Source organism: Pantoea sp. SIMBA_079, from assembly GCF_046940275.1.
Classification (GTDB): domain Bacteria; phylum Pseudomonadota; class Gammaproteobacteria; order Enterobacterales; family Enterobacteriaceae; genus Pantoea; species Pantoea borealis.
The window spans coordinates 1-22,787 of sequence record NZ_JAWRYR010000008.1; the positions used below are offsets into that span (position 1 = coordinate 1).

The window sequence follows — 22,787 nt, forward strand, 5'->3', positions numbered from 1 at the left end:
GAAGCGGGCGTGAGCGAGGGAACCGCGCAGCGGCGGGCGGGGCTGGCGCAGGGCCGGGGAGTGCAGAGGGCGCGGCCTGGCGTCCTCTGCCCGGTCGCCGCGCCGGGGCGGAGGCAGCCGCCGGGGCTGACGGCGAACGGAACCGGCGCTTAACCCGGAACCGGTGTCCGCGCCCGGCGGCGAACAAAACCGGTGCTTAACCGGCAAAAAACACCGCTTTGCCGCGCTGAAAGGTGGCCTGCACCGGTGCAATCCGCGCCACGGCTTCAGCAGAACAGCTGGCTTTAACCAGCATCATACTGGCTTGATCCTGCAGCGCAGGCCACTGCCGCACGCCCTGATTAGAGAGCGGCAGGATCCCCCCGGTTGCGATATGCAGTGCGCGGCTTAGCCCATACTCATCAGAGCCGCGATAAAGCTGTGCATAGAGATTGGCTTTCTCCAGCATGCTGCCGGTACCAAAGGGGGACCAGTGATCGATCACGCTGTCAGTGCCGGTCATCACGTTAACGCCTGCCGCCTGCAGCTGCGGCAGCGGCATGGTCAGCCTGCCGATCGGAATGGTGGAGGCCAGGCTAATCTGCTGCTCCGCCAGGCCGGCAATCATTCGATCCAGCGCGCGTCCCTCCAGCGTGGCCAGCGCAAAGCCGTGGCTCAGCGTGACCCGACCTTTAAGCTGCGGATGACGGGCAACGGTATCAATCATGTACTGAATAGCCGCCACGCCTGCCGGGCTGGTCTCATGGAGATGAATATCCACGCCGCGCTGATAGTCGAGCGCTATCTGAAACATCGCATCAAGCGACGCTTCCATTGCGCCATCAACGCTGGTCGGATCGAGGCCGCCCACATGCGTGACGCCGGGCTGCATCGCCTCGCGCATGAGCCCGTCAACCTGTGAGTGCAGCAGGCCGTGTTGCGGAAAGGCGACAATGCCGCAGCGAAAATCGGGATGCTTTGCCAGCGCCTGCTGCAGGTGCGCCAGGCTCTGCAGGCCGCTGACCGGATCGATGTTGCAGTGGCTGCGCGCTTCAGTGGTGCCTTTACTCTGCAGCAGGCCAATCAGCGCTTCGGCGCGCGCCTGTGAAGCAGGCAGCAGCTGCGGGATCAGCACTTCTTCCCGGGCGATCATATCCATAATGGTTTTGCCCTGACGCGGGCGCGGAGCCTGCCACGGGCCGCCGTAAAACGTCTTATCAAGGTGGATATGCATATCACGGGTGCGGGGCAGCAGCAGCGCATCCTGCGCATCCCACTGCGGCAGCGCGGCGTTGCGCGACGTGCCGGCGGGCTCAATCGCGACAAAAAGCCCCTCTTTGATCGTGAGGTCATAGCGCGCGGTATGGGTGGCGATCACTTCGCCGCCCTCACGTTCAAACGCCTCTTCAAGGCGCACGTTGCAGAGCTGATAGTGGGCGGCGTCAGGCGGTGGCACCGCGGTCTCACAGGCTGAAATAGCGGACAATGGCGCGGCGCGGCTGATACCGGCCGCCAGCAGGCTGCCGGCTGCGGTCAGACGTACGCCCTGACTGAGAAAAGAACGACGGCTGGCAGAGGTAACGGGCATAGCGGGCTCCGGATAGCAGGGAAAACCTTAATCTGACAAATCTGTCGCCCCGCCGCTGCGATATTTGCCACTGCCCGGCAGTGGAAAAATCACTGCCACTGCAGATGGCAGAAATCAGCCAGCGCCTGCGCCAGCGTCTGCTGCAGCGTATCCTGTGGCAGACGACAGAACAGCGCCAGCTCAAAGTGTGTAACCGGCGGCAGGCCGTCGGCGATGCCCAGTACGCGGTGGCCGGGGAGACGGCAGCTGGCGGGCAGCAGCGTCAGGCCCAGTCCGGCGGCGCTGGCGCTGGCGAGCGCTGCCAGGCTGGCGCTGCTGTAGCTGATGCGCCAGCTGCGTGCCAGCTGGTCCAGCGCCTGGCACATCTCCTCCCGGTAGAGTCCCTGCTGCGGAAATACCACCAGCGGCACCGGCGAGCGGGTAAAGCAGGGGTGAGCCTGGCTGTCGAGCCAGAGCAGCGGCTCAGGACGCGAGGCGAGGGGGCGCTCGCCGCCGGGTTGCTTAATGAGCATGATATCCAGCTCTTCGCGCTGCCATGCACGGTGCAGATCAACATACATGCCGCTCATGACATCGAGGCGCAGCTGCGGATGCGTCCGGCTGAAATCCGCCAGCAGATCGGCGGTAGGCGCCGCAAAATCTTCCGGTACGCCAAGCCGCAGAATGCCGTCACGCCAGGTATCGCCTATGACATCCCACGCTTCGCTGTTAAGTGCAATGATGCGGCGCGCATAGGCCAGCATCTTTTCACCCTCTTCGGTCAGCATGACCTGATGTGAGGTACGCACCAGCAGCGCTCTGCCGATCATCTCCTCCAGCCGGCGCACCTGCTGGCTGACGGTGGACTGCGAGAGGTGCACCCGCCCGGCGGCGCGGGTAAAGCTGGCGGTTTCGCAGACGGCAACAAAGCTCAGCAGCTGCTGAGGCGTGAACATAGGCTGACGATTCATTTTTCCACTGCTGGCTATGACATTATTTTATTTCCCAATAGTAAACGCTGCTGCGATGCTGGCAACCTTTTCACTGTGAGAGTGTTTATGAACAGACAGTCCGTTTCGCTGACGCTGGCCGCCCTGATCCTGGCCGGACTGAATATGCGTCCGCTGCTGACGTCAGTCAGTCCGCTGCTCGGTCAGCTGCGTCAGGAGATAAGCCTGTCCCCGCTGGCGGCATCGCTGTTGCCGGCGGTGCCAATGATCATGATGGGCGTGGTGGCGCTGCTGAGTGTGTCTTTTTTGCAACGTATCGCGCTGCAGCGTCTGCTGCAGGCGGGGTTGCTGCTGCTGCTGCTGGCGCTGCTGGCACGGACGGTTACCGGCAGCGGCAGCGTGCTGGTTGCCAGCGCACTGGTTGCGGGTCTTGGTGCCGGCGTGGTGCAGATGGCGATGCCGGGCATCATTCGCCAGCGTTTTGCACAGCGCAGCGCAGCCGTAACCGGGCTGTGGGCGGGCGCGCTGATGGGCGGTGGCGGGGTGGCAGCAGCGCTGACGCCCTGGATCAGCGCCAGAACTGGCTGGTCGCTGGCGCTGGGCAGCTGGGCATTACCGGCGCTGCTGGCACTGCTGCTCTGGCTGCGGGTCAGGCTGCCGGCGACAGCGGCGCAGCCGGCACCGGCGCTGCCCCCGCTGTGGCGCACGCCGCGCGCCTGGTCGCTGGCGCTGAGCTTTGGACTGGTTAACGGCGGCTACGCTACCTGCGTGGCGTGGCTTCCGGACGCGTACCGGCAGTCCGGCTGGAGTGAGCAGGCGGGCGGTTCACTGCTTGGCGTAATGATTCTGTGTCAGGTTATCGGGGCGCTGCTAATGCCGCTGCTGGCACGCCGTGCTGACCGTCGCCCGCAGCTGATTTTCAGCCTGCTCTGTCAGCTGGCCGGTATGACAGGCCTGCTGATTGCGCCGCTGTTCGCCCCGTGGTGCTGGGCCGCGGTGGCCGGGTTTGGTCTTGGCGCTGCGTTTCCGCTGGCGATGGTGCTGGCACTCGATCATCTGCCGCACCCGCAGGCGGGCGCACGGCTGGTGGCATTTATGCAGGGGGCCGGTTTTATCATTGCCGGCTGCATGCCGTTTATCGCTGGCCAGCTGCAGGCGTTCAGCGGCAGCTTCTCCGGTATCTGGCTGATGCAGGGCGCGATCACGCTGGGCCTGATTGCGCTGAACCTGCGCTTTCATCCACACAGCTATGCCACGGCATTTACTCACCCGTCGCGCTGATTGGTCCTACCAAAGCCGGTAAAACCTTTTTGTCTGGTCACACTGCTGCAAAATTCTCCCGTAATACGTTGCTTTCAGTTAACAACGCATTAACTATCTGACGCCATAAGCCCGGTTTTGTGAAAGCGGTCCGACCACTTTCAGCGCGTTACGGGCACTGTTGCACGGTGCATGTTCTGCTGCACCGTGCCGGTCTGACTCCTCCGGAGATAATGGCATGCAGGTATGGCAGCAAAATTATGATCCGCTTAATAATCTGTGGCTTTCCAGCTTAGTCGCAGTGATCCCGATTGTTTTTTTCTTTTTCGCGCTGATTAAACTCAAGCTTAAAGGCTATCAGGCGGGCACGGCTACCGTTGTGCTGGCGCTGCTGGTGGCGCTGCTGCTATATGGCATGCCAGTGGGGCAGGCGCTGGCATCGGCGGTGTACGGGTTTTTCTATGGTCTGTGGCCGATCGCCTGGATCATCATTGCCGCTGTGTTTGTGTATAAAATCTCAGTTAAAACCGGGCAGTTTGACATTATCCGTGCGTCGATCCTGTCGATCACGCCGGATCAGCGCCTGCAGATGCTGATCGTCGGGTTTGCGTTCGGGGCCTTTCTGGAGGGCGCTGCCGGCTTTGGTGCGCCGGTGGCCATTACCGCTGCGTTGCTGGTCGGGCTGGGCTTTAAACCGCTTTATGCGGCGGGCCTCTGTTTAATTGTCAATACGGCCCCGGTAGCGTTCGGCGCGATGGGTATTCCGATTATTGTGGCCGGGCAGGTCACCGGGCTGGACAGCTTTCAGATTGGCCAGATGGCCGGGAGACAGCTGCCGTTTCTGACGCTGATTGTGCTGTTCTGGATCATGGCGATTATGGATGGCTGGCGCGGGGTGAAAGAGACCTGGCCGGCGGTGATCGTGGCGGGAGGATCGTTTGCCATTGCCCAGTTCCTGAGTTCCAACTTTCTCGGGCCGGAGCTGCCGGATATTATCTCCTCGCTCGCCTCATTAATCTGTCTGACGCTGTTTTTACGTCGCTGGCAGCCGGTACGCATTTTCCGTTTTGAAGAACGCGATACCGCTGACGCCGCGCCGGACGCGCAGCGCTACACGCTGGCGCAAATTGTGCGCGCATGGATGCCGTTTCTGTTTCTGACGGCAACGGTGACGCTGTGGAGCATCCCCCCGTTCAAGGCGCTGTTCGCCAAAGGCGGCGTGCTCTATGACTGGGTCTTTACCGTACCGGTACCGCTGCTGCATGAACTGGTGGCGCGGATGCCGCCGGTAGTGAGTCAGGCCACGCCATACGCTGCACTGTTTAAATTCGATGTGGTTTCCGCCACCGGCACGGCGATTCTGGTTGCGGCGCTGCTGTCGATCCTCTGGCTGCGGATGAAACCGCGCGCGGCGCTGCAGACGTTCGCAGAGACGCTGAAAGAGCTGGCGCTGCCGATCTACTCTATCGGCATGGTGCTGGCGTTTGCCTTTATCTCTAACTACTCCGGGCTTTCCGCCACGCTGGCGCTGGCGCTGGCGCACACCGGGCAGGCGTTTACCTTTTTCTCGCCGTTTCTCGGCTGGCTGGGCGTGTTCCTGACCGGATCGGACACCTCCTCCAACGCGCTGTTTGCTGCGCTGCAGGCCACCACGGCTCAGCAAATCGGCGTGTCCGATATTCTGCTGGTGGCCGCCAATACCACCGGCGGCGTGACCGGCAAGATGATATCGCCGCAGTCGATTGCCATCGCCTGCGCGGCGGTCGGGCTGGTGGGGAAAGAGTCCGATCTGTTTCGCTTCACTGTAAAACACAGCCTGATTTTTACCTGCATGGTCGGGGTGATCACCACGCTGCAGGCCTACGTGCTGACGTGGATGATCCCGTGAGCGCGCCGCTGCGCGAGCGTCTCAGCGCCTGGATCAGCGCGCAGCAGCTGACGCCCGGTATGCGGCTGCCGGGCGAACGCCAGCTGGCGGCGCTGCTGGGCGTCTCGCGCTCTTCCCTGCGCGAGGCGATTCAGCAGCTGATCAACAGTGGCGTCCTGATCAGCAAACGCGGCGGCGGCACCTGGCTGTGCCAGCCGCCGGAGCCCTGGTCAGAACAGCGTATCGTTGAGCCGATGCGTCAGCTGCTGGCGGCCGATCCCGACTACCGCTGGGATATTCTGGAGGCGCGCCACGCCATTGAGGCCAGCACCGCGTGGCACGCCGCGCTGCGCGCAACGGAAGCGGATAAAGAAAAACTGCGCTACGCCTTTGATGCGCTGCTGCGACTGAACGACTGCGGCGATCCCGATCTCGCGGCGCAGGCCGATCTGCGTTTTCATCTCGCTATCGCAGAGGCGTCGCACAACCTGGTCTTACTGCAGACCATGCGCGGCTTTTTCGATTTGCTGCAGTCCTCGGTCCTGCACAGCCGTCAGCGCATGTATACCCAGCCGGTAATATTTAACCGCCTTAATGAGCAGCATCAGGCGATGTTTGATGCGGTGATGGCGGGGGACGCCGCCGCCGCGCGTCAGGCGGCGATGGATCACCTCGGCTTTGTCCATACCACGATGAAAACGCTGCATGAAGATGAAGCGCGGCAGGCGCGCATTACCCGCCTGCCGGGTGAAACGGCAGCGACCCGTAAGGAGAACACCTGATGATTATTTCTGCTGCCAGTGACTATCGCGCCGCAGCGCAACGCATATTGCCCCCGTTCCTGTTTCACTATCTTGACGGCGGTGCCTATGCCGAACATACCCTGCGGCGAAACGTGGCTGACCTCTCTGACGTCGCGCTCCGTCAGCGGGTGCTGAAAAATATGTCTGCGCTGAGCCTGGAAACCCGGTTGTTTAACGAGACGCTGGCGATGCCGGTGGCGCTGGCGCCGGTGGGGTTATGCGGAATGTATGCGCGTCGGGGAGAGGTGCAGGCGGCGCGGGCCGCCGCGCAGAAGGGGATCCCCTTTACGCTCTCCACCGTCTCGCTCTGTCCAATTGAAGAGGTGGCGCCGGCCATTAACCGGCCGATGTGGTTTCAGCTCTATGTGCTGCGCGATCGAGGATTTATGCGTAACGCGCTGGAGCGCGCCAAAGCCGCCGGCTGTTCAACGCTGGTGTTTACGGTCGATATGCCCACGCCGGGCGCACGCTACCGTGATGCGCACTCCGGCATGAGCGGGCCGCACGCCGCGCTGCGTCGTTACTGGCAGGCGGCAACGCATCCGCAGTGGGCATGGGACGTCGGGCTACACGGAAGGCCTCACGATCTGGGCAATATTTCAGCCTATCTCGGCAAGCCCACCGGGCTGGAGGACTATATTGGCTGGCTGGCAAACAACTTCGATCCCTCGATCTCCTGGCAGGATCTGGAGTGGATCCGCGACTTCTGGGAGGGGCCGATGGTGATTAAAGGGATCCTGGATGCGGAAGATGCGCGCGACGCGGTGCGTTTCGGCGCTGACGGCATCGTGGTCTCTAACCACGGCGGACGGCAGCTGGATGGCGTACTCTCCTCCGCGCGGGCGCTGCCGGCCATCGCCGATGCGGTTAAAGGCGATATCACCATTCTGGCAGACAGCGGCATTCGCAGCGGTCTGGATGTGGTGCGCATGCTGGCGCTGGGTGCCGACAGCGTACTGCTGGGGCGCGCCTTTATCTATGCGCTGGCGACGCACGGCCAGCGCGGCGTGGAGAATCTGCTGACGCTGATTGAAAAAGAGATGCGGGTAGCGATGACGCTGACCGGTGCAAAATCGATCGCCGATATTACGCAGGAGTCGCTGGTGCAGGCTAATGCACTGCTGAGCGAGGCGGGTTTACAGCCCGCACGTCCGCGCGCGGTACGCTGAGCCAGGCAAAACAGAATGGGTTGTCTATACTGAGTGCTGTCCACTAACAGGAGGAATGACATGACCATTCACAAGAAAGGATCGGCCCACTGGGAAGGTGATATCAAAGGTAAAGGTACCGTCAGCACAGAGAGTGGCGTACTGAATCAGCAGCCGTATGGTTTTAATACGCGCTTTGAAGGCCAGAAAGGCACGAACCCGGAAGAGCTGATTGGTGCTGCACACGCTGCCTGTTTCTCTATGGCGCTGTCGCTGATGCTGGGCAATGCCGGCCATAAAGCGGAAAGTATCGACACCACCGCTGATGTCTCGCTGGATAAAAAAGGCGAAGGCTTTGCTATTACCAAAGTGGCACTCACCAGCACGATTTCGCTGCCAGGTGTGGATAAAGACGCGTTTGACGAGATTATTCAGAAAGCGAAAGCAGGCTGCCCGGTATCGCAGCTGCTGAATGCGGAAATTACGCTGGATTACACGCTGAATAACTGATTGCGCAACGCGTAACGGTCAATGCTTTAACGATGCGCCTGCGGGCGCATCGTTGTTTCTGCCTTCAGGCATACTCTGCATCATGCAGTGCTTCGCGCACGTTGCGCAGGCTGCTGCGCGCAATACGATACGCCTTGCGCGGATCGCCCGCCACAAACTCAAACGTGGGTGAATAGTAGAAGGGTAACCAGCCATCAAAGCCATTTTCCCACTCCCAGCGTACCGGGCAGGGCCAGAGGATACCGTCATACAAAATGTAATAAACCCAGCGTCCGGCAGGACGGCGGGGGCGCGATTTCTTCATGGGATTCACAACGATGATAGTGTAAAACAGCTTATATTTTGAACCTTATTGCCAGTGCTTGCAATGGCAGCTGGCTAAAATGTGCGCAATACAGCAAATCCTGGTCTCAATTCAGCGATGTACTTCGCCACACAGTAAGACCACGTTAGGGCGCACTTTATAGATACGATTGGCCATGGTTTCACAGGCCGTTTTCGTCGGATAAATACGCTCTGACACCGGTAACGCGTCACAGGCATCATGCCCGCAGGCACTCACTAATAAAACAAAACCAATCAGCATAACCGGCTCCTTTAACACCTTCGCGCTGGTACGGAATGTGTGGCTGTGTGTTCCCTTTTTTGATCCAGTATAGACAATTGCCTCACAGGTCAATGAACACCCTGAGCGGCTTTTTTATCCGAACGGTCTGATAGCAGCGCGCTGCGCATCCAAACCCGGCATAATCCAGGCTAAACTGTGCAGCTGACCCCTTTAAATGAGTGAGAAAAGCATGTCTGATATTGCCCATCCTGCCAGCAGTCCAAAACAGGCTGCCCTGCAGCTGGTTATTGAGCTGGTCCGTGCCGGAAAACTGAGCCCCCTGCATGGCGATGCGTCAAATATGATTTCCATTTACGAGCAGTTCAAGAGTCACTTCGAAGCAGATAAACACAAAGAGTCTGCTATCTCCTGATAGCGTCAGCCGTCCGGTAAGCGCCGCAGCCGTTAACTGAACTGCGGCGTCTGCCAGACGGCTTTCTCATGCGATTACGCACCTGCCATTATATAATCACCATCCTGCATTATTTCTTTGCCACTTAATTTATCCGGATTGAGTTTTGATATTTCTCACACTTTCTGTATCCAGATCTGAAACCGGTTGCAGAAAATCTGCTGGCTGTGTATTCGTTAATTAAACGCCATTCAGAGGAAACGATCATGCCAAAAATTTTACTGTGCTGTGCCGCCGGAATGTCCACCAGCATGGTGGTGCAGAAAATGGAAAAAGCGGCAAAAGAGCAGGGTGTTGATGTCGAGATAAAAGCGGTGGGAATAGAAGAGTTTAACGATGAAATTCAGGATGTTGATTGCTGTCTGCTTGGGCCGCAAATCAAATATAAACTGGCTGATTTTGCTCCGATAGCTCAGCAGCTTAATAAGCCTATTGCCGTGATAAATAGCATGGATTACGGCATGATGAATGGCGAGAAAATATTAGCGGATTCCTTAAAGCTGATTCACGCCTGAAAATAACGCCTGCACTCAAATAATTCTTCCGCCTGCACAGCCGCTGTGCAGGTTAATTCTCTTGTTGCCTGTTGCAAGGAGCTTGCCCATGAGCAGCATCAGCGAATCTTTATTTGGCGTCATTGAAAACCGGATCAGTCCATTTGCCGGACGCCTCTCCAGCCAGCGTCACGTGATCGCAATTCGCGATGGTTTCATCGCCTCTATGCCGTTTCTGATTGTCGGCTCCTTTATGCTGTTGTTTGCCCATCCGCCGTTTTCTGCCGACAGTTCATGGGCCTTCGCACAGTGGTGGCTGGGTATGGTGCGGGCGCACGAAGCGCAGATCATGATGCCCTACAACATGACAATGGGCATTATGGCGCTCTATATCGCCAGTGCTATCGCCTATAACCTTGCCAGCAGCTACAAAATGAATGGTTTTATGGCGGCCAGCCTGTCGCTGATGGCTTTCCTGGTGGTGGCCGCTCCCCAGAGCGATAAGACGCTGCCGGTGGGCTCGCTGGGTGGTGAAGGGATCTTCACGGCGATTCTGGTCGCGCTGTTCGCCACGGAAATGATGCATTTCCTGCAGAAACACCATATCGGCTTTAAGCTGCCCGAGCAGGTTCCGCCGAAAATTCGTCAGTCGTTTGATCTGCTGATCCCGATTGTCGCCATTTTCCTGACGCTGTTTCCGCTCAGCCTGTGGGTGCAGGCGCAGTTTGGCATGCTGCTGCCTCAGGCGATTATGGCCATCTTCGCGCCGGTCATCTCCGCGTCGGACTCACTGCCTGCGGTACTGATTGCAGTGCTTTTGTGCCATATGCTGTGGTTTGCCGGCATTCATGGTGCGGTGATCGTAGGAGGGATCCTGCAGGCGTTCTGGCTGACCAATCTCGGGCTGAATCAGCAGGCGCTGAACGCCGGAGAGCCGGTCATGCACGTGTTTATTGAACCCTTCTGGCAGTTTTTTATCGTGATAGGCGGCTCCGGTTCCACCATGGGACTGGTGCTGCTTTATCTGCGCAGCCGGTCAGCGCATCTGCGTTCAATTGGCAAGCTGAGTATTGTGCCCAGCATGTTTAACATCAACGAGCCGGTAATTTTTGGCTCACCGGTGGTGATGAACCCCATTCTGTTTATTCCGTTTCTGCTTGCGCCGCTGGTTAACGCCGTGATCGCCTGGACCGCCACCAAAACTAACCTGATCAATCACGTGGTGTCGCTGGCGCCGTGGACCACGCCCGCCCCGATTGGCGCAGCCTGGTCAACCGGCTGGGACTGGCGCGTGATTGTGCTGATCGCCGTGCTGGTAGCGATTGCCACGCTTATCTACTACCCGTTTTTCAAAATGTATGAGCGACAGCTGCTGCAACAGGAGCAGGCCGCAGCGGCACAACTGGCTAAGGAGTCATGATGGAAATTGATGAAAGCACGGTAATGGAACTGATTATTCAGGCGGGCGAGGCGCGCTCCTGCGCCATGCTGGCGCTGCGCGCGGCGCGTAATCAGGCGTGGAGTGACGCAGACGCACAGCTCACGGCCGCCACGCAGGCAGCGAAAGCGGCGCATCGTATCCAGACGGAACTGATTGGGGCTGATGAAGGCTGCGGCAAAATTCCGGTTAACCTGATTATGGTGCATGCCCAGGATCACCTGATGAACGCCATGCTCTGCCGCGAACTGGCAGAAGAGATCATTCAGCTACGTCGTGAACTGGCGGCACAACAGTAAGGAGCAGCTATGCAGCATCACAATCCCGGTGCGTTTCCGGAGGGATTTCTCTGGGGCGCATCAACCTCAGCGTATCAGATTGAGGGCGCATGGAATGCGGATGGCAAAGGACCGTCAGTCATTGACCATGCGCGTTTCAGTGATAACGTCACTGACTTTACCGTTTGCAGCGATCACTATCACCGCTTTAAAGAGGATATTGCGCTGCTGGCCGAAATGGGACTGAAAACCTACCGGTTCTCCATCGCCTGGAGCCGCCTCTACCCCGACGGCGACGGCGAGCTTAATCCGGCGGGCGTGGCGTTTTATCAGCAGCTGATTGATGAAATCTGCCGGCACGGCATTGAACCGCTGGTCACGCTCTATCATTTTGACCTGCCGTGGGCGCTGCAGCAGACAGGCGGCTGGTCAAACCGGCGCACCGTAGCGGCCTTCGAGCGCTTTGCCGTGACCTGCTTTGAACACTATGGCAAACAGGTAAAATACTGGCTGACCATCAATGAACAGAACATGATGATCCTCAAGGGGGAGGTCATCGGCACGCTGGCAGAAGGCACAGAAGATGTGCAGCGCAGCCTTTATCAGCAGAATCACCATATGATGCTGGCACAGGCGCGGGCGATGATCGCCTGCCATCAGCGTTTGCCGGACGCAAAAATTGGTCCGGCGCCCAATATCTCCTGCGTCTACGCCGCCAGCTCACGGCCGGAAGATGTGCTGGCCGCCGACAACTTTTCAGCGATCCGCAACTGGCTCTATCTCGATCTGGCGGTACACGGACGCTACAACGCGGTGGTCTGGGCGTTCTTGCAGCAGCGTGGCTGGCTGCCGGAGATTGAAGCGGGCGATATGGAGACCATCGCAGCGGGCAAACCTGATTTTATCGCCTTCAACTATTATGCCTCCGCTACCGTCAGCGCTGACCTGCCGGATGCCGCCCGTGGTGAACTGAACAGTAAGCAAAAAGCGGATCAGCAGATGGCGGGGATCGACAGTACGGTGTATGTCGGCTGCAATAATCCGCATCTGCCGCAGAATCAGTTTGGCTGGTATATCGATCCGGTCGGCTTTCGCATTACCGCCCGTGAGATCTACGCGCGCTATGCGCTGCCGCTGATTGTAACGGAGAATGGTCTGGGTGCCTTTGATACGCTGGAGGCGGGCAATAAAGTACACGATGATTACCGTATCGCCTACCTGCGCGATCATCTGCGGCAGCTGCGGCTGGCAATTGCGGACGGCGTGGCGCTGTTTGGCTACTGTCCGTGGTCAGCGATCGATCTGGTCAGTACGCATCAGGGGATCAGTAAACGCTACGGGTTTATCTATGTGAACCGCGATGAGCATGACCTGAAAGATCTGGCGCGCTATCGTAAAAAGAGCTTTTTCTGGTATCAGCAGCTGATTGCCAGCAACGGCGCCACGCTCGACGACGCGGTCAGCTACTGATCGCGTTACGCCGCGCCGGTCCGTCAGCGACCGACGCGCGTTCAATCAGCCGCCCGCTAAAGGGCGGCAACACCGTCACAGGCTTCCCCTCCAGCATTGCGACCAGCTGCGCCAGCGTGTGCTGGATCATTTCGGCGACCGGGACATGTACCGTGGTCAGCGGCGGCAGAAAAAAAGCGGCCATATTAATGTCATCAAAACCCATCAGTGAGACATCCTGCGGCAGTCGCCTGCCGGCCGCATGCAGCGCCAGCGCCGCGCCCATTACCATATCGTCATTGCTCGCCATCAGTGCGCTGAACGTGACCTTTGATGCCAGCAGCTGCTGCGTGGCCAGCTGGCCGCTGAGCGAGGTCCAGGCGCCCTGGACGACCCGGGCAGGCTCAAAGGGCAGCTGATGAGCAGCCAGCGCCTGCTGATAGCCAGCCAGCCGCGCGGCAGCGGTGGGCGAGCCCGGCAGGCCAGTAATGAACGCGATATCCTGATGTCCGCGCTGGATCAGATAACACACGGCATCAAAGGTGTTTTGCTGATGGGTCGCCCAGACGCAGTGTTCTGCATGCTGCGTCAGCTGCCGGTTGACCACCATAATCGGAATGGCGTGCTGCTCAATCAGCGCTTCCAGCGCGGCCGTATCCAGAAAGCGCGGATAGATAATGATGGCGTCACAGCGCAGATCGAGCAGAAATTCAATCGCCGCCCGTTCATCGTCGGCACTGGTTTTGCCGTCAGCCAGGATCAGCTGGCGCCCGTAGTTATTGGTCAGGGTGGCAGTCTGATAAAGCAGCTCGCTGAAATAGGGGCCGTTGAACAGGGAGTGGGTGACAATCAGACCAATATTCTGTGACTTTTGGGTTGCCAGACTGCGTGCCAGCAGGTTAGGACGATAACCGGTCTCTTCAATCGCCTGAAACACTTTCTGCTGCGTCGCTTTACTGACGTAGCGCGTACCCGCCAGCACGCGCGATACGGTGGCTTTGGAGACGCCAGCCTTCCGGGCCACATCCAGCATTGTAATCATTTTTCCGTCCCGTCATCCCTTCATGTGTAAGCGTGATAGTAACTGAAAATGCGCGGCGACAGAGGAGAGCACAGGTAAACAGTGAAGCCGATCAGGCAAAGAACCAGGCGGGCAGTATTGCAATCAGATTATTCAGCGTATGCAGAAAGATAGGCAGGGCCAGGTTATTACTGCGCAGGCGCGCATAGCAGAGCAGCAGTGAAAAGAGCGTCAGCGCCACCAGCGTTTCCCAGTGCACATATTGCGTGTGCAGCGCCGCAAACAGCAGGGAAGTCAGCAGCATGCAGGCGAAGCGGCTGCGGGGTGCCCAGAGCAGAAACGCCTGCAGCAGAAAGCCGCGAAACAGCACTTCCTCAAATACCGGCGCCAGCAGTACCGCCGTCAGCAGCAGGATCAGCATCGAGTTGCGCCCCTGCTGGCTCTGCTCAATCAGCCAGCCTTCCGGCTGCAAAAACCGGGTCTGAGCCATCATCAGCAGAAACAGCGCACCGATAAACAGCAGCGTCTGCAGAGGGCGCAGTGCACCCAGCGGGATATCGCTGCGACGCTGACAATAAAAGCGGTAGAGCGGATAGATCACGGCGAACTCAAACAGGCAGAGAACCGGTACCAGCAACCCATCATTACGTAACGCGCTGTAGTTAGGAAAGAGCGTAATCAGCATCGTTATGAGGTAATAGACAACAAAGCAGCCCGCGTAAAACAGGGTTAAGGTAACTTTGTCGGATTGAGTATCCATAGGCGACTCAGCGGGCAGGGGGAAGGGGGAAGGGCATAGTAGCAATGGCGCAGAGTGCTGTCGAGGTGCGCGATCTCAGATTTCAGTACCACTTCAGCGTTACAGTAAAAAACCAGGCACGGCGGGCAGGTGCCCGGCAGATGTGCCTGGCAGTCACCGGCCGGCGCGTTAGCGAACGCGTACGGCCACGAACGTCATCAGTATGACGCAGCCGATAAAAATCATGAGTTCCATAGTAAGCCTCCTCAGATGATTCTTAGAAAGAATAGTTTTTTTCTGGCGAGTCAGTGAGTCACTTAGTGCGATTAATCTTAAATTTTCCGCGTAACCGCGCAGTTTCCGGAGCGGAAACCGGCATTTTTCGGCCAGCGAAGTTCGTTTACGCGCCGGGCTTTGCTACTCTCAGAGGCGACGTAGTTATCTGTTCAGAAGGAGAGAGTTGTGACGCATTGTGGAAAAGTCCTGTTGCTAACCGCTGCCATGGCCTTAAGCGCCTGTCAGTCTGCCGGCAAAACCCGTACCCAGGCTGCGGCCAGCGTGGATCCGGAAACCGACCAGTGTCGCGCATCGCAGTATCAGAACTTTATTGGCCAGCCACTGACAGCGATCGGCAGTCAGAAATTTGCCGGTCCGGTACGCGCGATCCCCTGGAACGGTGCCGTCACCATGGACTTTAATCTGCACCGGCTGAATTTCATGGGCGATAAAGAGGGCAACATCACCCGCGTCTACTGCGGCTGACACCAGACGGACACACGACTGTCATCGGGTTGTCATGCCCGGCGGCGAGGATACTCTGACAAACAGAGATCGCCTCGTCATCTCAGACATGCACTGTTCGTCTTGTTTCTTCCCGCTGCGGCGGGAATTTTTTTAACCGGCGAACGCGCTACTGCAACAAGAGGTAATGATGAAAAGATTTTCAGGCTTTCTGCTGTTAACGCTGCTGGCCCCGCTGGCGCATGCATCCGGCGAAGCTGCCTGGCAGGAAAATGAGCAGCAGAGCCGTCAGGCGTGCCTGCTGGCCAGTACGCTGGCGCAGGCGAAAATTGTGGGTAAGCCGGTGCAGTTTGACGACCGCACCGGTTATGACGCGCTGCTGCTGCAGGGACGCTATCCGCAAAAGCACATGAAAAACCGCACCGGACGTGAACTCTGCCTCTACCATCGTCAGAGCGGCAAAGCCGTCGTCAGCGAAGCCGATCAGCTGCGGGTCGCAAAATAAATCATCCCTCAGGCTCCCGGCTCGCTGCCCAGTAATTGTGCCAGCAGCGTCCGGTAGCTCTGCAGACGCTGCTCATCGCCCTCAAACTCCAGCTTCTCAATGACCCGCGCAATAACCGCTTTACTGGTCGCAGGCTGCCCCTCGGCCATCAGTTCCCGCATAATAGCCGCCAGCAGATCGCTCTCATGCGGCACGTGCCAGGCAGGCGTGTTGAAGTAGTCGGTAATCGCCCGACTGGCGCTGTCAGGATAGGTTCTCATGGCTGACCTCCGCAGAGACAACACGGCGTGCCGCCAGCAGGCGGCAGCAACAGAACCCGAACGGCGTGCCCGCAAAAGGGGCTGCGCGTCTGGTTATTTTTTAAACATAGTTGCGCGCCGTAAGCTTGTCAGCAACGTTTCGTCATATTTTTTCACATTTGCCGATCGTCCTGATGCAGCGTCAGCGTCATCTGCCAGCGCTGCTGCGTCAGCAGAAATTCCGGGCTGACGCTCGGGCTCCAGGAGTCATCGCCGCCAACTCCCATATGAAAACCATCAAGATGCAGCCAGCAGCCTGTTTCCGGTTGCAGCAGATGACGATGTGACGTATCGCGCAGCTGCTCAAGACTGTAGCGACTGAGTGAAAAGGCGAAATCACCGCTGATTTGCCAGCTGCCGCTGTCGAGCTGCCGGGTACCGCAGCGCAAGCCGTTTTCACCGGGGAAAACATAGTCGGTGGTGAGATCGGCAAGCGGCAGCTGCCAGCGGGAAAACTGCGCTGCCAGCTGGCGATCCGGATAATTTTCGTGAGGGCCCAGACCCAGCCAGCTCACCTGCTCCGGTGAGTGTGCCAGCTGGCAGCGCCAGCCGATACGTGCCGGCGGCGGTAACCCGGCGGCCTGCTCAACCGTCAGGGACAGCGTAACCTCACCCCGGGCGTTGATAAAGTAGCGCTGGTGCGTGGTAAAACAGACCTGCTCCTGCGTGCGCCACTGATGCCAGGTTTCAATCTGTACCCCGTGCGCCAGGCTGTCAGCCTGCATCGCCAGCAGCACCGGTTCGAGCTGCCCGTAGCCGGCGCGCCGCCAGCGCTCAATCCAGGCATTGGGATCTACGCTGGCCGCTTCACTGGTGCCAATGTCGTTGTCGATGGGGGCGCGGATAAAGCAGGGCTGCAGCGGCGTCAGCAGGGTCTGCCGCTCATCCACCTGCCACTGTACCAGCTCACCGCTCAGGCGTGAGAAGCGCCAGCGCTGCTGCGCGATCGCCACGTCAATCTCCTCCGGCTGCATGAGCAGCTGCGGCGCACTGTTGCCGGATACCGGCAGACGCAGCGGCAGCGCGGCAGGCAGCTGCCACTGATCCCACGCGACGCGCGCATCAGCTTCGGACCAGGCGGTGGCTTCCGGCTGATGCACTGCGACATTCAGCCATGCGGCACCCTGCAGGCCTGATGGCAGCGCAATCTCAATCTGCTGGCTGCCCTGTGGCGCAATATCGAGCGGTACCGTGCCGGTCGCCACCGGCACTCCGTCCTGCTCAATACCCCAGCGCAGCTGCTCGTTATCGCTGTGCCGGAACAGATATTCGCTGGTGACCGTGATGCGCCCTGGCTGCGTGGCGTCATGCTCAAAGCGGAAAAACTGCTGCGCGCGCTGCGCTTCATACAGGGCCGGATGCGGCGAGCGGTCAGCATAGACCAGGCCATTCATGCAGAACTGGCGGTCGTTAGGGGTATCGCCAAAATCGCCGCCGTACGCCTGCCAGGCGTTTCCGTTGCTGTCATAGCGCGTCAGGCTCTGATCGGCCCAGTCCCAGACAAAGCCGCCCTGCAGACGCGGAAACGCACGAAACGCCTGCCAGTACTTCGCAAAACCGCCAAAGCTGTTCCCCATGGCGTGCGCGTATTCACACAGGATCAGCGGACGCTGTTCGCCCGGCAAACCAATCCACTTTTTCAGCGACCACTTGGGTACGGCAGGGAAGGGCTGATCCTGATCGACCCGCGCGTACATCGGGCAGATAATATCGGTTGCGGCGCTGTCTGCGCCGCCTCCCTCATACTGCACCGGGCGCGTTGTGTCGCTGCTTTTGACCCAGCGGTAAAGCGCATCATGCGTGCTGCCGTGCCCGGACTCATTGCCCAGCGACCAGATAATGATACAGGTGTGATTGCGGTCGCGCTGTACCATGCGCGTAACCCGCTCGCTGAAGGCGGCAAACCAGCGCGGATCGTCAGAGAGCCGGTTCATCGGCTGCATACCGTGCGTTTCAATATTCGCCTCATCCACTACATACAGACCGTAACGATCGCAAAGCCGATACCAGAGCGGATGATTAGGGTAGTGGGCGCAGCGCACTGCGTTGAAGTTATGGCGCTTCATCAGCTCAATATCACGGCGCATGCTGGCCTCATCCACCACCTGACCGCGTTCCGGATGGTGTTCATGGCGGTTAACGCCGCGGATCAGCAGCGGCTTGCCATTCAGGCAGAGCTGTCCCTGCTCAATGCTGACGCGCCGGAACCCGACGTCATACGCTTCCGCTTCCAGCACCTGATGCTGCGCATCCAGCAGTGTGACTACTGCGCGGTAAAGGTGAGGCGTCTCCGCACTCCAGAGCCGCGGCTGGTTTACCGGCAGCCGCAGCGTGGCCCGTTCCGGATAGCGTCCGCGCTCATCAATAATGGCGCTGCCGGGCATCTGCTCCTGCGTGCCGACGCAGGTCTCACCCAGCCACAGGCTGACGCGAATGTGGCAGCCTGCCAGGGCGGTTTCACTGGCATCAAGCTTGACGCTGACGCGTAAATCGCCCTGCGAATACTCCGGGCTGAGCGCGGTTTCAAGCTGGATATCTGCAAAGCGGGTGTCAGGTTTATGCAGCAGCGTCACATCGCGGAAAATGCCGCTCATGCGCCACATATCCTGATCTTCCAGATAGCTGCCGTCGCACCAGCGCAGCACCATTACGGCCAGGCGATTTTCGCCCGACTGCAGGGCGGCGCTGAGATCAAACTCTGCCGGCAGACGGCTGTCCTGGGAGTAGCCCAGCCACCGTCCGTTGCACCATACAAAGCAGGCTGAATTCACACCGTCAAAAATAACGCGCGTCTGGCCCTGCTGCAGCCACTGCTCATCAACGCTGAATGTGAGCGAATAGCATCCTGTTGGGTTAGCCTGCGGCACAAACGGCGGATTAACCGGAATAGGGTACTGCACGTTGGTATAAACTGGCGCATCGTAGCCGTGCAGCTGCCAGTTAGATGGCACCGGCAGAGTCGCAGCATCCGGCAGATCCTGCCACAGCCAGCTCTCAGGCACCGCTTCGGGGTGAGTAAAGTAGCTAAACTGCCACTCGCCATTCAGCGACTGCACCGAAGGCGACGGGCGATCGTCGCGGGCGGCCTGTTCGTCGCGCCAGCTGGCAAACGGCGGATGGCTGTCCAGACGTTGCAGGCTGGTAATCACCGGGTTTTCCCAGTCGCGACGGGCCAGAATAGCCGCTAAGGAGAGTGCAGAAGTCATGATGATATCTCTTTAATTGTAATGCGCTCACATTGATGCAAATAGCATCAGCTGTAAAGCATTCGTTGCTGAAACCGTGACAAAAAAGCCGGATGTGCAGCAGGCTGTCTGCGTCAGCAAAACGTTTCGCCATTAGGCGTTGAATTGTTACGCTTTTTTAAGGGCTATTTATTCACAAAAGTGAGGAAAAGCGCTTGTTGTTTTCTTCGGCTCAGTGCTACCGTCAGCACTCCTTTCCTTATCGAGTTCATTGCATGAAAAATCTGATTGCAGAACTCCTGCTCAGGCTGGCGGAGAAAGAAGAGGCATCCAAAGATCTGGTGGTGCAGATCGAGGCGCTGGAGATAGTGCTGACTGCCATGCTGCGCCAGCTGAATGCAGAACAGCATCATCAAATCGCCAGCGCGATTGAAAATGCGATGCCGCCCGCCGCACCGATTGCAGAGAGCGCGGATGCTGCGCTATTACGCAACTATATCGAAAAATTGCTCAAGCACCCGCGTTACTGAGCGTGCCTGAGTGATTTACCGCTGTTTTACCGATTTTCGTGCCAGACTGATAAAGCCCCCCCTACACGGAGATCCTGGCAATGAAATGTTCTTTACTGGCTCTGACTGGTGCTGCCCTCCTGTTTACCGTCGGCAGTGCAGGCGCCGCTGAAAAAACGCCGCAGCAGGAAAAGATGACGCGCTGTAATCAGCTGGCCGCCACGCAAAATCTGAAAGGCGATGAGCGTAAAACCTTTATGAGCGATTGCCTGAAAAAAGAGAGCAAGCTCGGCAATATGACGCCGCAGCAGCTGAAAATGAAAAGCTGTAACAGTGCAGCCGGAGAAAAAGATCTCTCGGGTGACGCGCGCAAAACCTTCATGAGTACCTGCCTGAAAAAAAGCGCCTGATGATAAAAGCGGTGGCTGATAAACGCCTTAGCTGCCGCTTGCTTTATTTTTCCTGCCAGTTTCCCAGGCTTTGCCACACTTACTCTTTGCAGGGGTTTGTCATCCCGCATCCGACAATAATAAAGGAGCAAAGTGTGAGCTATCAATCTGTCACAGAGCTTGACGCGCTGGCGCAGCAGAAGCCGGTCCCGTTTAGCGTGGGCGAGACCGAAATAATTTTGATCCGTGATGGCGCGCAGGTGCAGGCATTTCAGGCCAAATGCCCGCACGCTGGCGCGCCGCTGGCTGAAGGGGCCGTCTGTGATGGCAGGCTGATTTGCCCGTGGCACAAAGCGGTATTTCAACTGCAGGATGGCAAAATGTGTGAACCGCTGGCGCTTGCCAACCTGACGCGTTATCCGGTGCGGATTGAGCAGGGCAACGTGTTCGTCAGTGAGCAGCCACTCTCTGAAGCATCCGCACCCGCTACGACAGATAACGCGCCGGTCTATGTCATTCTTGGCAGCGGAGCGGCGGGCGCCGCGGCGATCTGGACGCTGCGCGATGAGGGATTTAAGGGACACATCATTCGTATTGATCGGGAGGCTGCGGCCCCGTACGACCGTACCGCGCTGAGCAAGTTTGTGCCGGCGGGCAAAATGGCTATTGATGACGTGCCCACGCTGCTGCAGGAGGATGTGCTGGAACCGGTCACGCTGCTGCAGGATGAGGTGGTACAGCTGCAGGCGCGTGCACAAACGTTAACGCTGAAGAGCGGGCAGCAGGTGAGGTTTGACCGGCTGCTGGTAGCCACCGGTGGCGTACCACAGGCGCCGGATATGCCTGGCAGAGATTTGGCCGGCGTTCACCTGATGCGTTCGCGCGATCAGGCTGCGGCGCTGCTGAAAGAGGTCGATGAAACGCAGGAGCTGGTGATCGTCGGTAACAGCTTTATCGGCATGGAAGTGGCCGGAGCGCTGCGCAGTCGCGGTGTAAAGGTCACCGTGGTTGCCCGCCAGCGTCTGCCGTTTGTCAAACAGTTTGGCGAAGAGATAGCTGAACACTTTTATGCGCTGCACCGCAGCAACGGTGTCACGTTTGAGCAGGGTGAGCCGGAGGCGCTGGAGGGGGAGAGTGAGGTCGCCGCAGTTCGCCTCAAAGGGGGAAAAAGGCTGCCCGCACGACGGGTGCTGTTCGGCACCGGCGTCAGGCCTGCGACCGGGTTTGTGCATGACTTAACGCTGCAGGAGGATGGCAGCCTGCTGACCGATCGCCAGCTGCGGGTGACGGATACCGTCTGGGTTGCCGGTGATATTGCCACCTATCCCACCGCTGACGGCACGCAGCGTATTGAGCACTATCGCGTGGCTCACCAGCAGGGGCGGATTGCCGCGCTGAATATGCTGGATAAGCAGATTGAGTACGATCGCGTGCCTTTTTTCTGGACGGCGCACTACGGCACCCGTTACGAATATCTCGGGCATGCGGAGGAGTGGGATGACTATCGTCTGCTTGGTTCGCTGGATGAACAGACGTTTATCGCGTTCTACTGCCAGCAGGGCCATATTGCGGCGGTCTGTTCAGCAGGATTGTACACGCTCACTGCCGCGCTGATCGACGCGATGCAGCAGCCGCTGACGCTGGCGCAGGGCATAGCGCTGTATGAGCAGTATACAGCGTAATACCCTGCCTGATGCCGGTCCTCTGCGCAGAAAAGAGGACCGGATTGCCGGCAGGCGCGGGCAGGGGTTAGCCTTTACTCAGCGCTTCTGACTTCGCCATGCAGCGCTGCATGGCGTTCATTACCGCCGCGCGAAAGCCATTCTCTTCCAGTGCTTTTATGGCCTCAATCGTCGTACCGCCGGGCGAGCAGACCTGATCTTTCAGCTCAGCGGGATGTTTGCCCGTCTCAATGACCATTTGTGCGGCGCCTTTTACCGCCTGCGCAGCAAACTCATACGCCTGCGCGCGCGGCATGCCGCCCAGCACGGCGGCGTCGGCCATGGCTTCAATAAACATAAACACATATGCCGGAGCAGAGCCGCTGACGCCCACGACCGCATGGATCAGATACTCATTAACCACCGCGGCTTTCCCGAAGCTTTCAAAGATAGCCACGATCTCGTCCACTTCCTGCGGCTCCACCAGCACGTTGGGGGTCACCGAGGTCATGCCCTGATTGACCAGTGCCGGCGTATTGGGCATCACCCGCACAATTTTACGATCGTGGCCCAGGACGCCAGCCAGTGAATCCAGCGTCACGCCCGCGGCAATCGAGACCACCAGCGCATCCTTTTTCATCACCCCCGCCAGATCGCTGAGCACTTTCAGGATCACATTAGGTTTGACCGCGCCAAACAGGATATCCGCCTCGCGCGCCAGGGCTTCTGCGCTCTCTGCTGCGCTGATCCCGTGCTGCTGCGCCATCTGCTGGTTGGTCTCCGCTTTACGGTCCCATACCAGAATATTGGCCGGGGCGATAAGCCCGCTGCCGGTCAGGCCGCTGATGATCGCCTGCGCCATGTTACCGCAGCCGATGAAGCCGATTTTTTTCTCCAGCATCGCTCTCTCCTTAATCGTGTTGATTTCGCTGCGGGTTAGCTTACGTCAGCGGCGGTGAATAACAAGTACCGGCAA

The 22,787-nt window shown here is 58.8% G+C and carries 24 protein-coding genes; 15 read left to right on the top strand and 9 right to left on the bottom strand.

Translation table 11 applies throughout. From position 1 onward, the window contains the following. Positions 1-196: 196 nt before the first annotated feature. A complete protein-coding gene (locus SB719_RS11780) occupies positions 197-1,567 on the bottom strand; it encodes an amidohydrolase (protein ID WP_304235538.1) in 1,371 nt (456 codons plus the stop codon). Positions 1,568-1,656: 89 nt separating this feature from the next. Continuing rightward, positions 1,657-2,517, bottom strand: a complete 861-nt coding sequence (locus SB719_RS11785) for a LysR substrate-binding domain-containing protein (RefSeq protein ID WP_412159253.1) — start codon at positions 2,515-2,517, stop codon at positions 1,657-1,659. An 87-nt stretch (positions 2,518-2,604) separates the two neighbouring features. On the opposite strand from SB719_RS11785, the gene SB719_RS11790 reads away from it, so the two are divergent. The 5 genes from SB719_RS11790 to SB719_RS11810 all read left to right on the top strand — a co-directional run bounded on the left by SB719_RS11790 (position 2,605) and on the right by SB719_RS11810 (position 8,084). Then, positions 2,605-3,777: a cyanate transporter gene (locus tag SB719_RS11790; protein ID WP_412159254.1), complete on the top strand. Its 1,173-nt coding sequence runs from the start codon at positions 2,605-2,607 to the stop codon at positions 3,775-3,777. A 217-nt stretch (positions 3,778-3,994) separates the two neighbouring features. Next, positions 3,995-5,644 (top strand): L-lactate permease, encoded by a 1,650-nt coding sequence (lldP, locus tag SB719_RS11795; RefSeq protein ID WP_065650004.1) that lies wholly within the window; start codon positions 3,995-3,997, stop codon positions 5,642-5,644. After that, positions 5,641-6,405 carry a transcriptional regulator LldR gene (gene lldR, locus SB719_RS11800; RefSeq protein WP_223810701.1) on the top strand — a complete coding sequence of 255 codons (765 nt, stop codon included), beginning with the start codon at positions 5,641-5,643 and terminating at the stop codon, positions 6,403-6,405. The genes lldP and lldR overlap by 4 nt, the downstream gene beginning before the upstream one ends. Then, positions 6,405-7,595 carry an FMN-dependent L-lactate dehydrogenase LldD gene (gene lldD, locus SB719_RS11805; protein WP_065650002.1) on the top strand — a complete coding sequence of 397 codons (1,191 nt, stop codon included), beginning with the start codon at positions 6,405-6,407 and terminating at the stop codon, positions 7,593-7,595. Before lldR ends, lldD begins: the two co-directional genes overlap by 1 nt. A 60-nt stretch (positions 7,596-7,655) precedes the next feature. Next, on the top strand, positions 7,656-8,084 hold the full coding sequence (locus tag SB719_RS11810; protein WP_065650001.1) for an OsmC family protein: 429 nt from the start codon (positions 7,656-7,658) through the stop codon (positions 8,082-8,084). A gap of 64 nt (positions 8,085-8,148) precedes the next feature. Here SB719_RS11810 and SB719_RS11815 read toward each other — a convergent pair whose 3' ends face one another. Together SB719_RS11815 and SB719_RS11820 are read right to left on the bottom strand one after the other, a co-directional pair. Beyond that, positions 8,149-8,388: a hypothetical protein gene (locus tag SB719_RS11815; RefSeq protein WP_039382924.1), complete on the bottom strand. Its 240-nt coding sequence runs from the start codon at positions 8,386-8,388 to the stop codon at positions 8,149-8,151. Between the two features lie 111 nt (positions 8,389-8,499). Next, positions 8,500-8,670 carry a hypothetical protein gene (locus SB719_RS11820; RefSeq protein ID WP_166713742.1) on the bottom strand — a complete coding sequence of 57 codons (171 nt, stop codon included), beginning with the start codon at positions 8,668-8,670 and terminating at the stop codon, positions 8,500-8,502. A 211-nt stretch (positions 8,671-8,881) separates the two neighbouring features. Between SB719_RS11820 and SB719_RS11825 the strand changes: the two genes are divergently transcribed. From SB719_RS11825 to SB719_RS11845, 5 genes are all read left to right on the top strand, one after another. Beyond that, the gene (locus SB719_RS11825; RefSeq protein WP_065650502.1) at positions 8,882-9,064 is read left to right on the top strand and encodes a hypothetical protein; all 183 of its coding nucleotides are present in this window, start codon (positions 8,882-8,884) and stop codon (positions 9,062-9,064) included. Between the two features lie 245 nt (positions 9,065-9,309). Next, positions 9,310-9,618: a PTS sugar transporter subunit IIB gene (locus SB719_RS11830; protein ID WP_065650000.1), complete on the top strand. Its 309-nt coding sequence runs from the start codon at positions 9,310-9,312 to the stop codon at positions 9,616-9,618. An 88-nt stretch (positions 9,619-9,706) separates the two neighbouring features. Next, a complete protein-coding gene (locus tag SB719_RS11835; RefSeq protein ID WP_412159255.1) occupies positions 9,707-11,017 on the top strand; it encodes a PTS sugar transporter subunit IIC in 1,311 nt (436 codons plus the stop codon). Further along, positions 11,017-11,334 carry a PTS lactose/cellobiose transporter subunit IIA gene (locus SB719_RS11840; RefSeq protein WP_412159256.1) on the top strand — a complete coding sequence of 106 codons (318 nt, stop codon included), beginning with the start codon at positions 11,017-11,019 and terminating at the stop codon, positions 11,332-11,334. The genes SB719_RS11835 and SB719_RS11840 overlap by 1 nt, the downstream gene beginning before the upstream one ends. A 9-nt stretch (positions 11,335-11,343) precedes the next feature. Next, positions 11,344-12,783, top strand: a complete 1,440-nt coding sequence (locus tag SB719_RS11845) for a glycoside hydrolase family 1 protein (RefSeq protein ID WP_412159257.1) — start codon at positions 11,344-11,346, stop codon at positions 12,781-12,783. On the opposite strand, the gene SB719_RS11850 is transcribed toward SB719_RS11845, so the two are convergent. Beyond that, positions 12,773-13,804: a LacI family DNA-binding transcriptional regulator gene (locus SB719_RS11850; protein WP_065649996.1), complete on the bottom strand. Its 1,032-nt coding sequence runs from the start codon at positions 13,802-13,804 to the stop codon at positions 12,773-12,775. The genes SB719_RS11845 and SB719_RS11850 overlap by 11 nt on opposite strands. Positions 13,805-13,895: 91 nt before the next feature. After that, positions 13,896-14,543: a CPBP family intramembrane glutamic endopeptidase gene (locus SB719_RS11855; RefSeq protein WP_065649995.1), complete on the bottom strand. Its 648-nt coding sequence runs from the start codon at positions 14,541-14,543 to the stop codon at positions 13,896-13,898. Between the two features lie 441 nt (positions 14,544-14,984). Between SB719_RS11855 and SB719_RS11860 the strand changes: the two genes are divergently transcribed. Both SB719_RS11860 and SB719_RS11865 read left to right on the top strand, forming a co-directional pair. Further along, positions 14,985-15,284 carry an I78 family peptidase inhibitor gene (locus tag SB719_RS11860; RefSeq protein WP_412159258.1) on the top strand — a complete coding sequence of 100 codons (300 nt, stop codon included), beginning with the start codon at positions 14,985-14,987 and terminating at the stop codon, positions 15,282-15,284. Positions 15,285-15,453: 169 nt separating this feature from the next. Then, positions 15,454-15,768 (top strand): hypothetical protein, encoded by a 315-nt coding sequence (locus SB719_RS11865; RefSeq protein WP_039385730.1) that lies wholly within the window; start codon positions 15,454-15,456, stop codon positions 15,766-15,768. Between the two features lie 8 nt (positions 15,769-15,776). On the opposite strand, the gene SB719_RS11870 is transcribed toward SB719_RS11865, so the two are convergent. Next, positions 15,777-16,028, bottom strand: a complete 252-nt coding sequence (locus tag SB719_RS11870) for a biofilm development regulator YmgB/AriR family protein (RefSeq protein WP_039382934.1) — start codon at positions 16,026-16,028, stop codon at positions 15,777-15,779. A 152-nt stretch (positions 16,029-16,180) separates the two neighbouring features. Further along, complete coding sequence (locus SB719_RS11875; RefSeq protein WP_314686932.1) at positions 16,181-19,273, bottom strand: beta-galactosidase; 3,093 nt, start codon at positions 19,271-19,273, stop codon at positions 16,181-16,183. 254 nt (positions 19,274-19,527) lie between these two features. On the opposite strand from SB719_RS11875, the gene iraP reads away from it, so the two are divergent. The 3 genes from iraP to SB719_RS11890 all read left to right on the top strand — a co-directional run bounded on the left by iraP (position 19,528) and on the right by SB719_RS11890 (position 21,832). After that, positions 19,528-19,782, top strand: a complete 255-nt coding sequence (gene iraP / locus SB719_RS11880) for an anti-adapter protein IraP (protein WP_065649992.1) — start codon at positions 19,528-19,530, stop codon at positions 19,780-19,782. An 80-nt stretch (positions 19,783-19,862) separates the two neighbouring features. Then, the gene (locus tag SB719_RS11885; protein ID WP_304235521.1) at positions 19,863-20,171 is read left to right on the top strand and encodes a PsiF family protein; all 309 of its coding nucleotides are present in this window, start codon (positions 19,863-19,865) and stop codon (positions 20,169-20,171) included. Between the two features lie 134 nt (positions 20,172-20,305). Further along, the gene (locus tag SB719_RS11890; protein ID WP_304235519.1) at positions 20,306-21,832 is read left to right on the top strand and encodes an FAD-dependent oxidoreductase; all 1,527 of its coding nucleotides are present in this window, start codon (positions 20,306-20,308) and stop codon (positions 21,830-21,832) included. 67 nt (positions 21,833-21,899) lie between these two features. Here the strand turns inward: SB719_RS11890 and proC are convergent, their stop codons facing one another. After that, positions 21,900-22,712, bottom strand: a complete 813-nt coding sequence (gene proC / locus SB719_RS11895; protein ID WP_304235517.1) for a pyrroline-5-carboxylate reductase — start codon at positions 22,710-22,712, stop codon at positions 21,900-21,902. Positions 22,713-22,787: the final 75 nt, after the last annotated feature.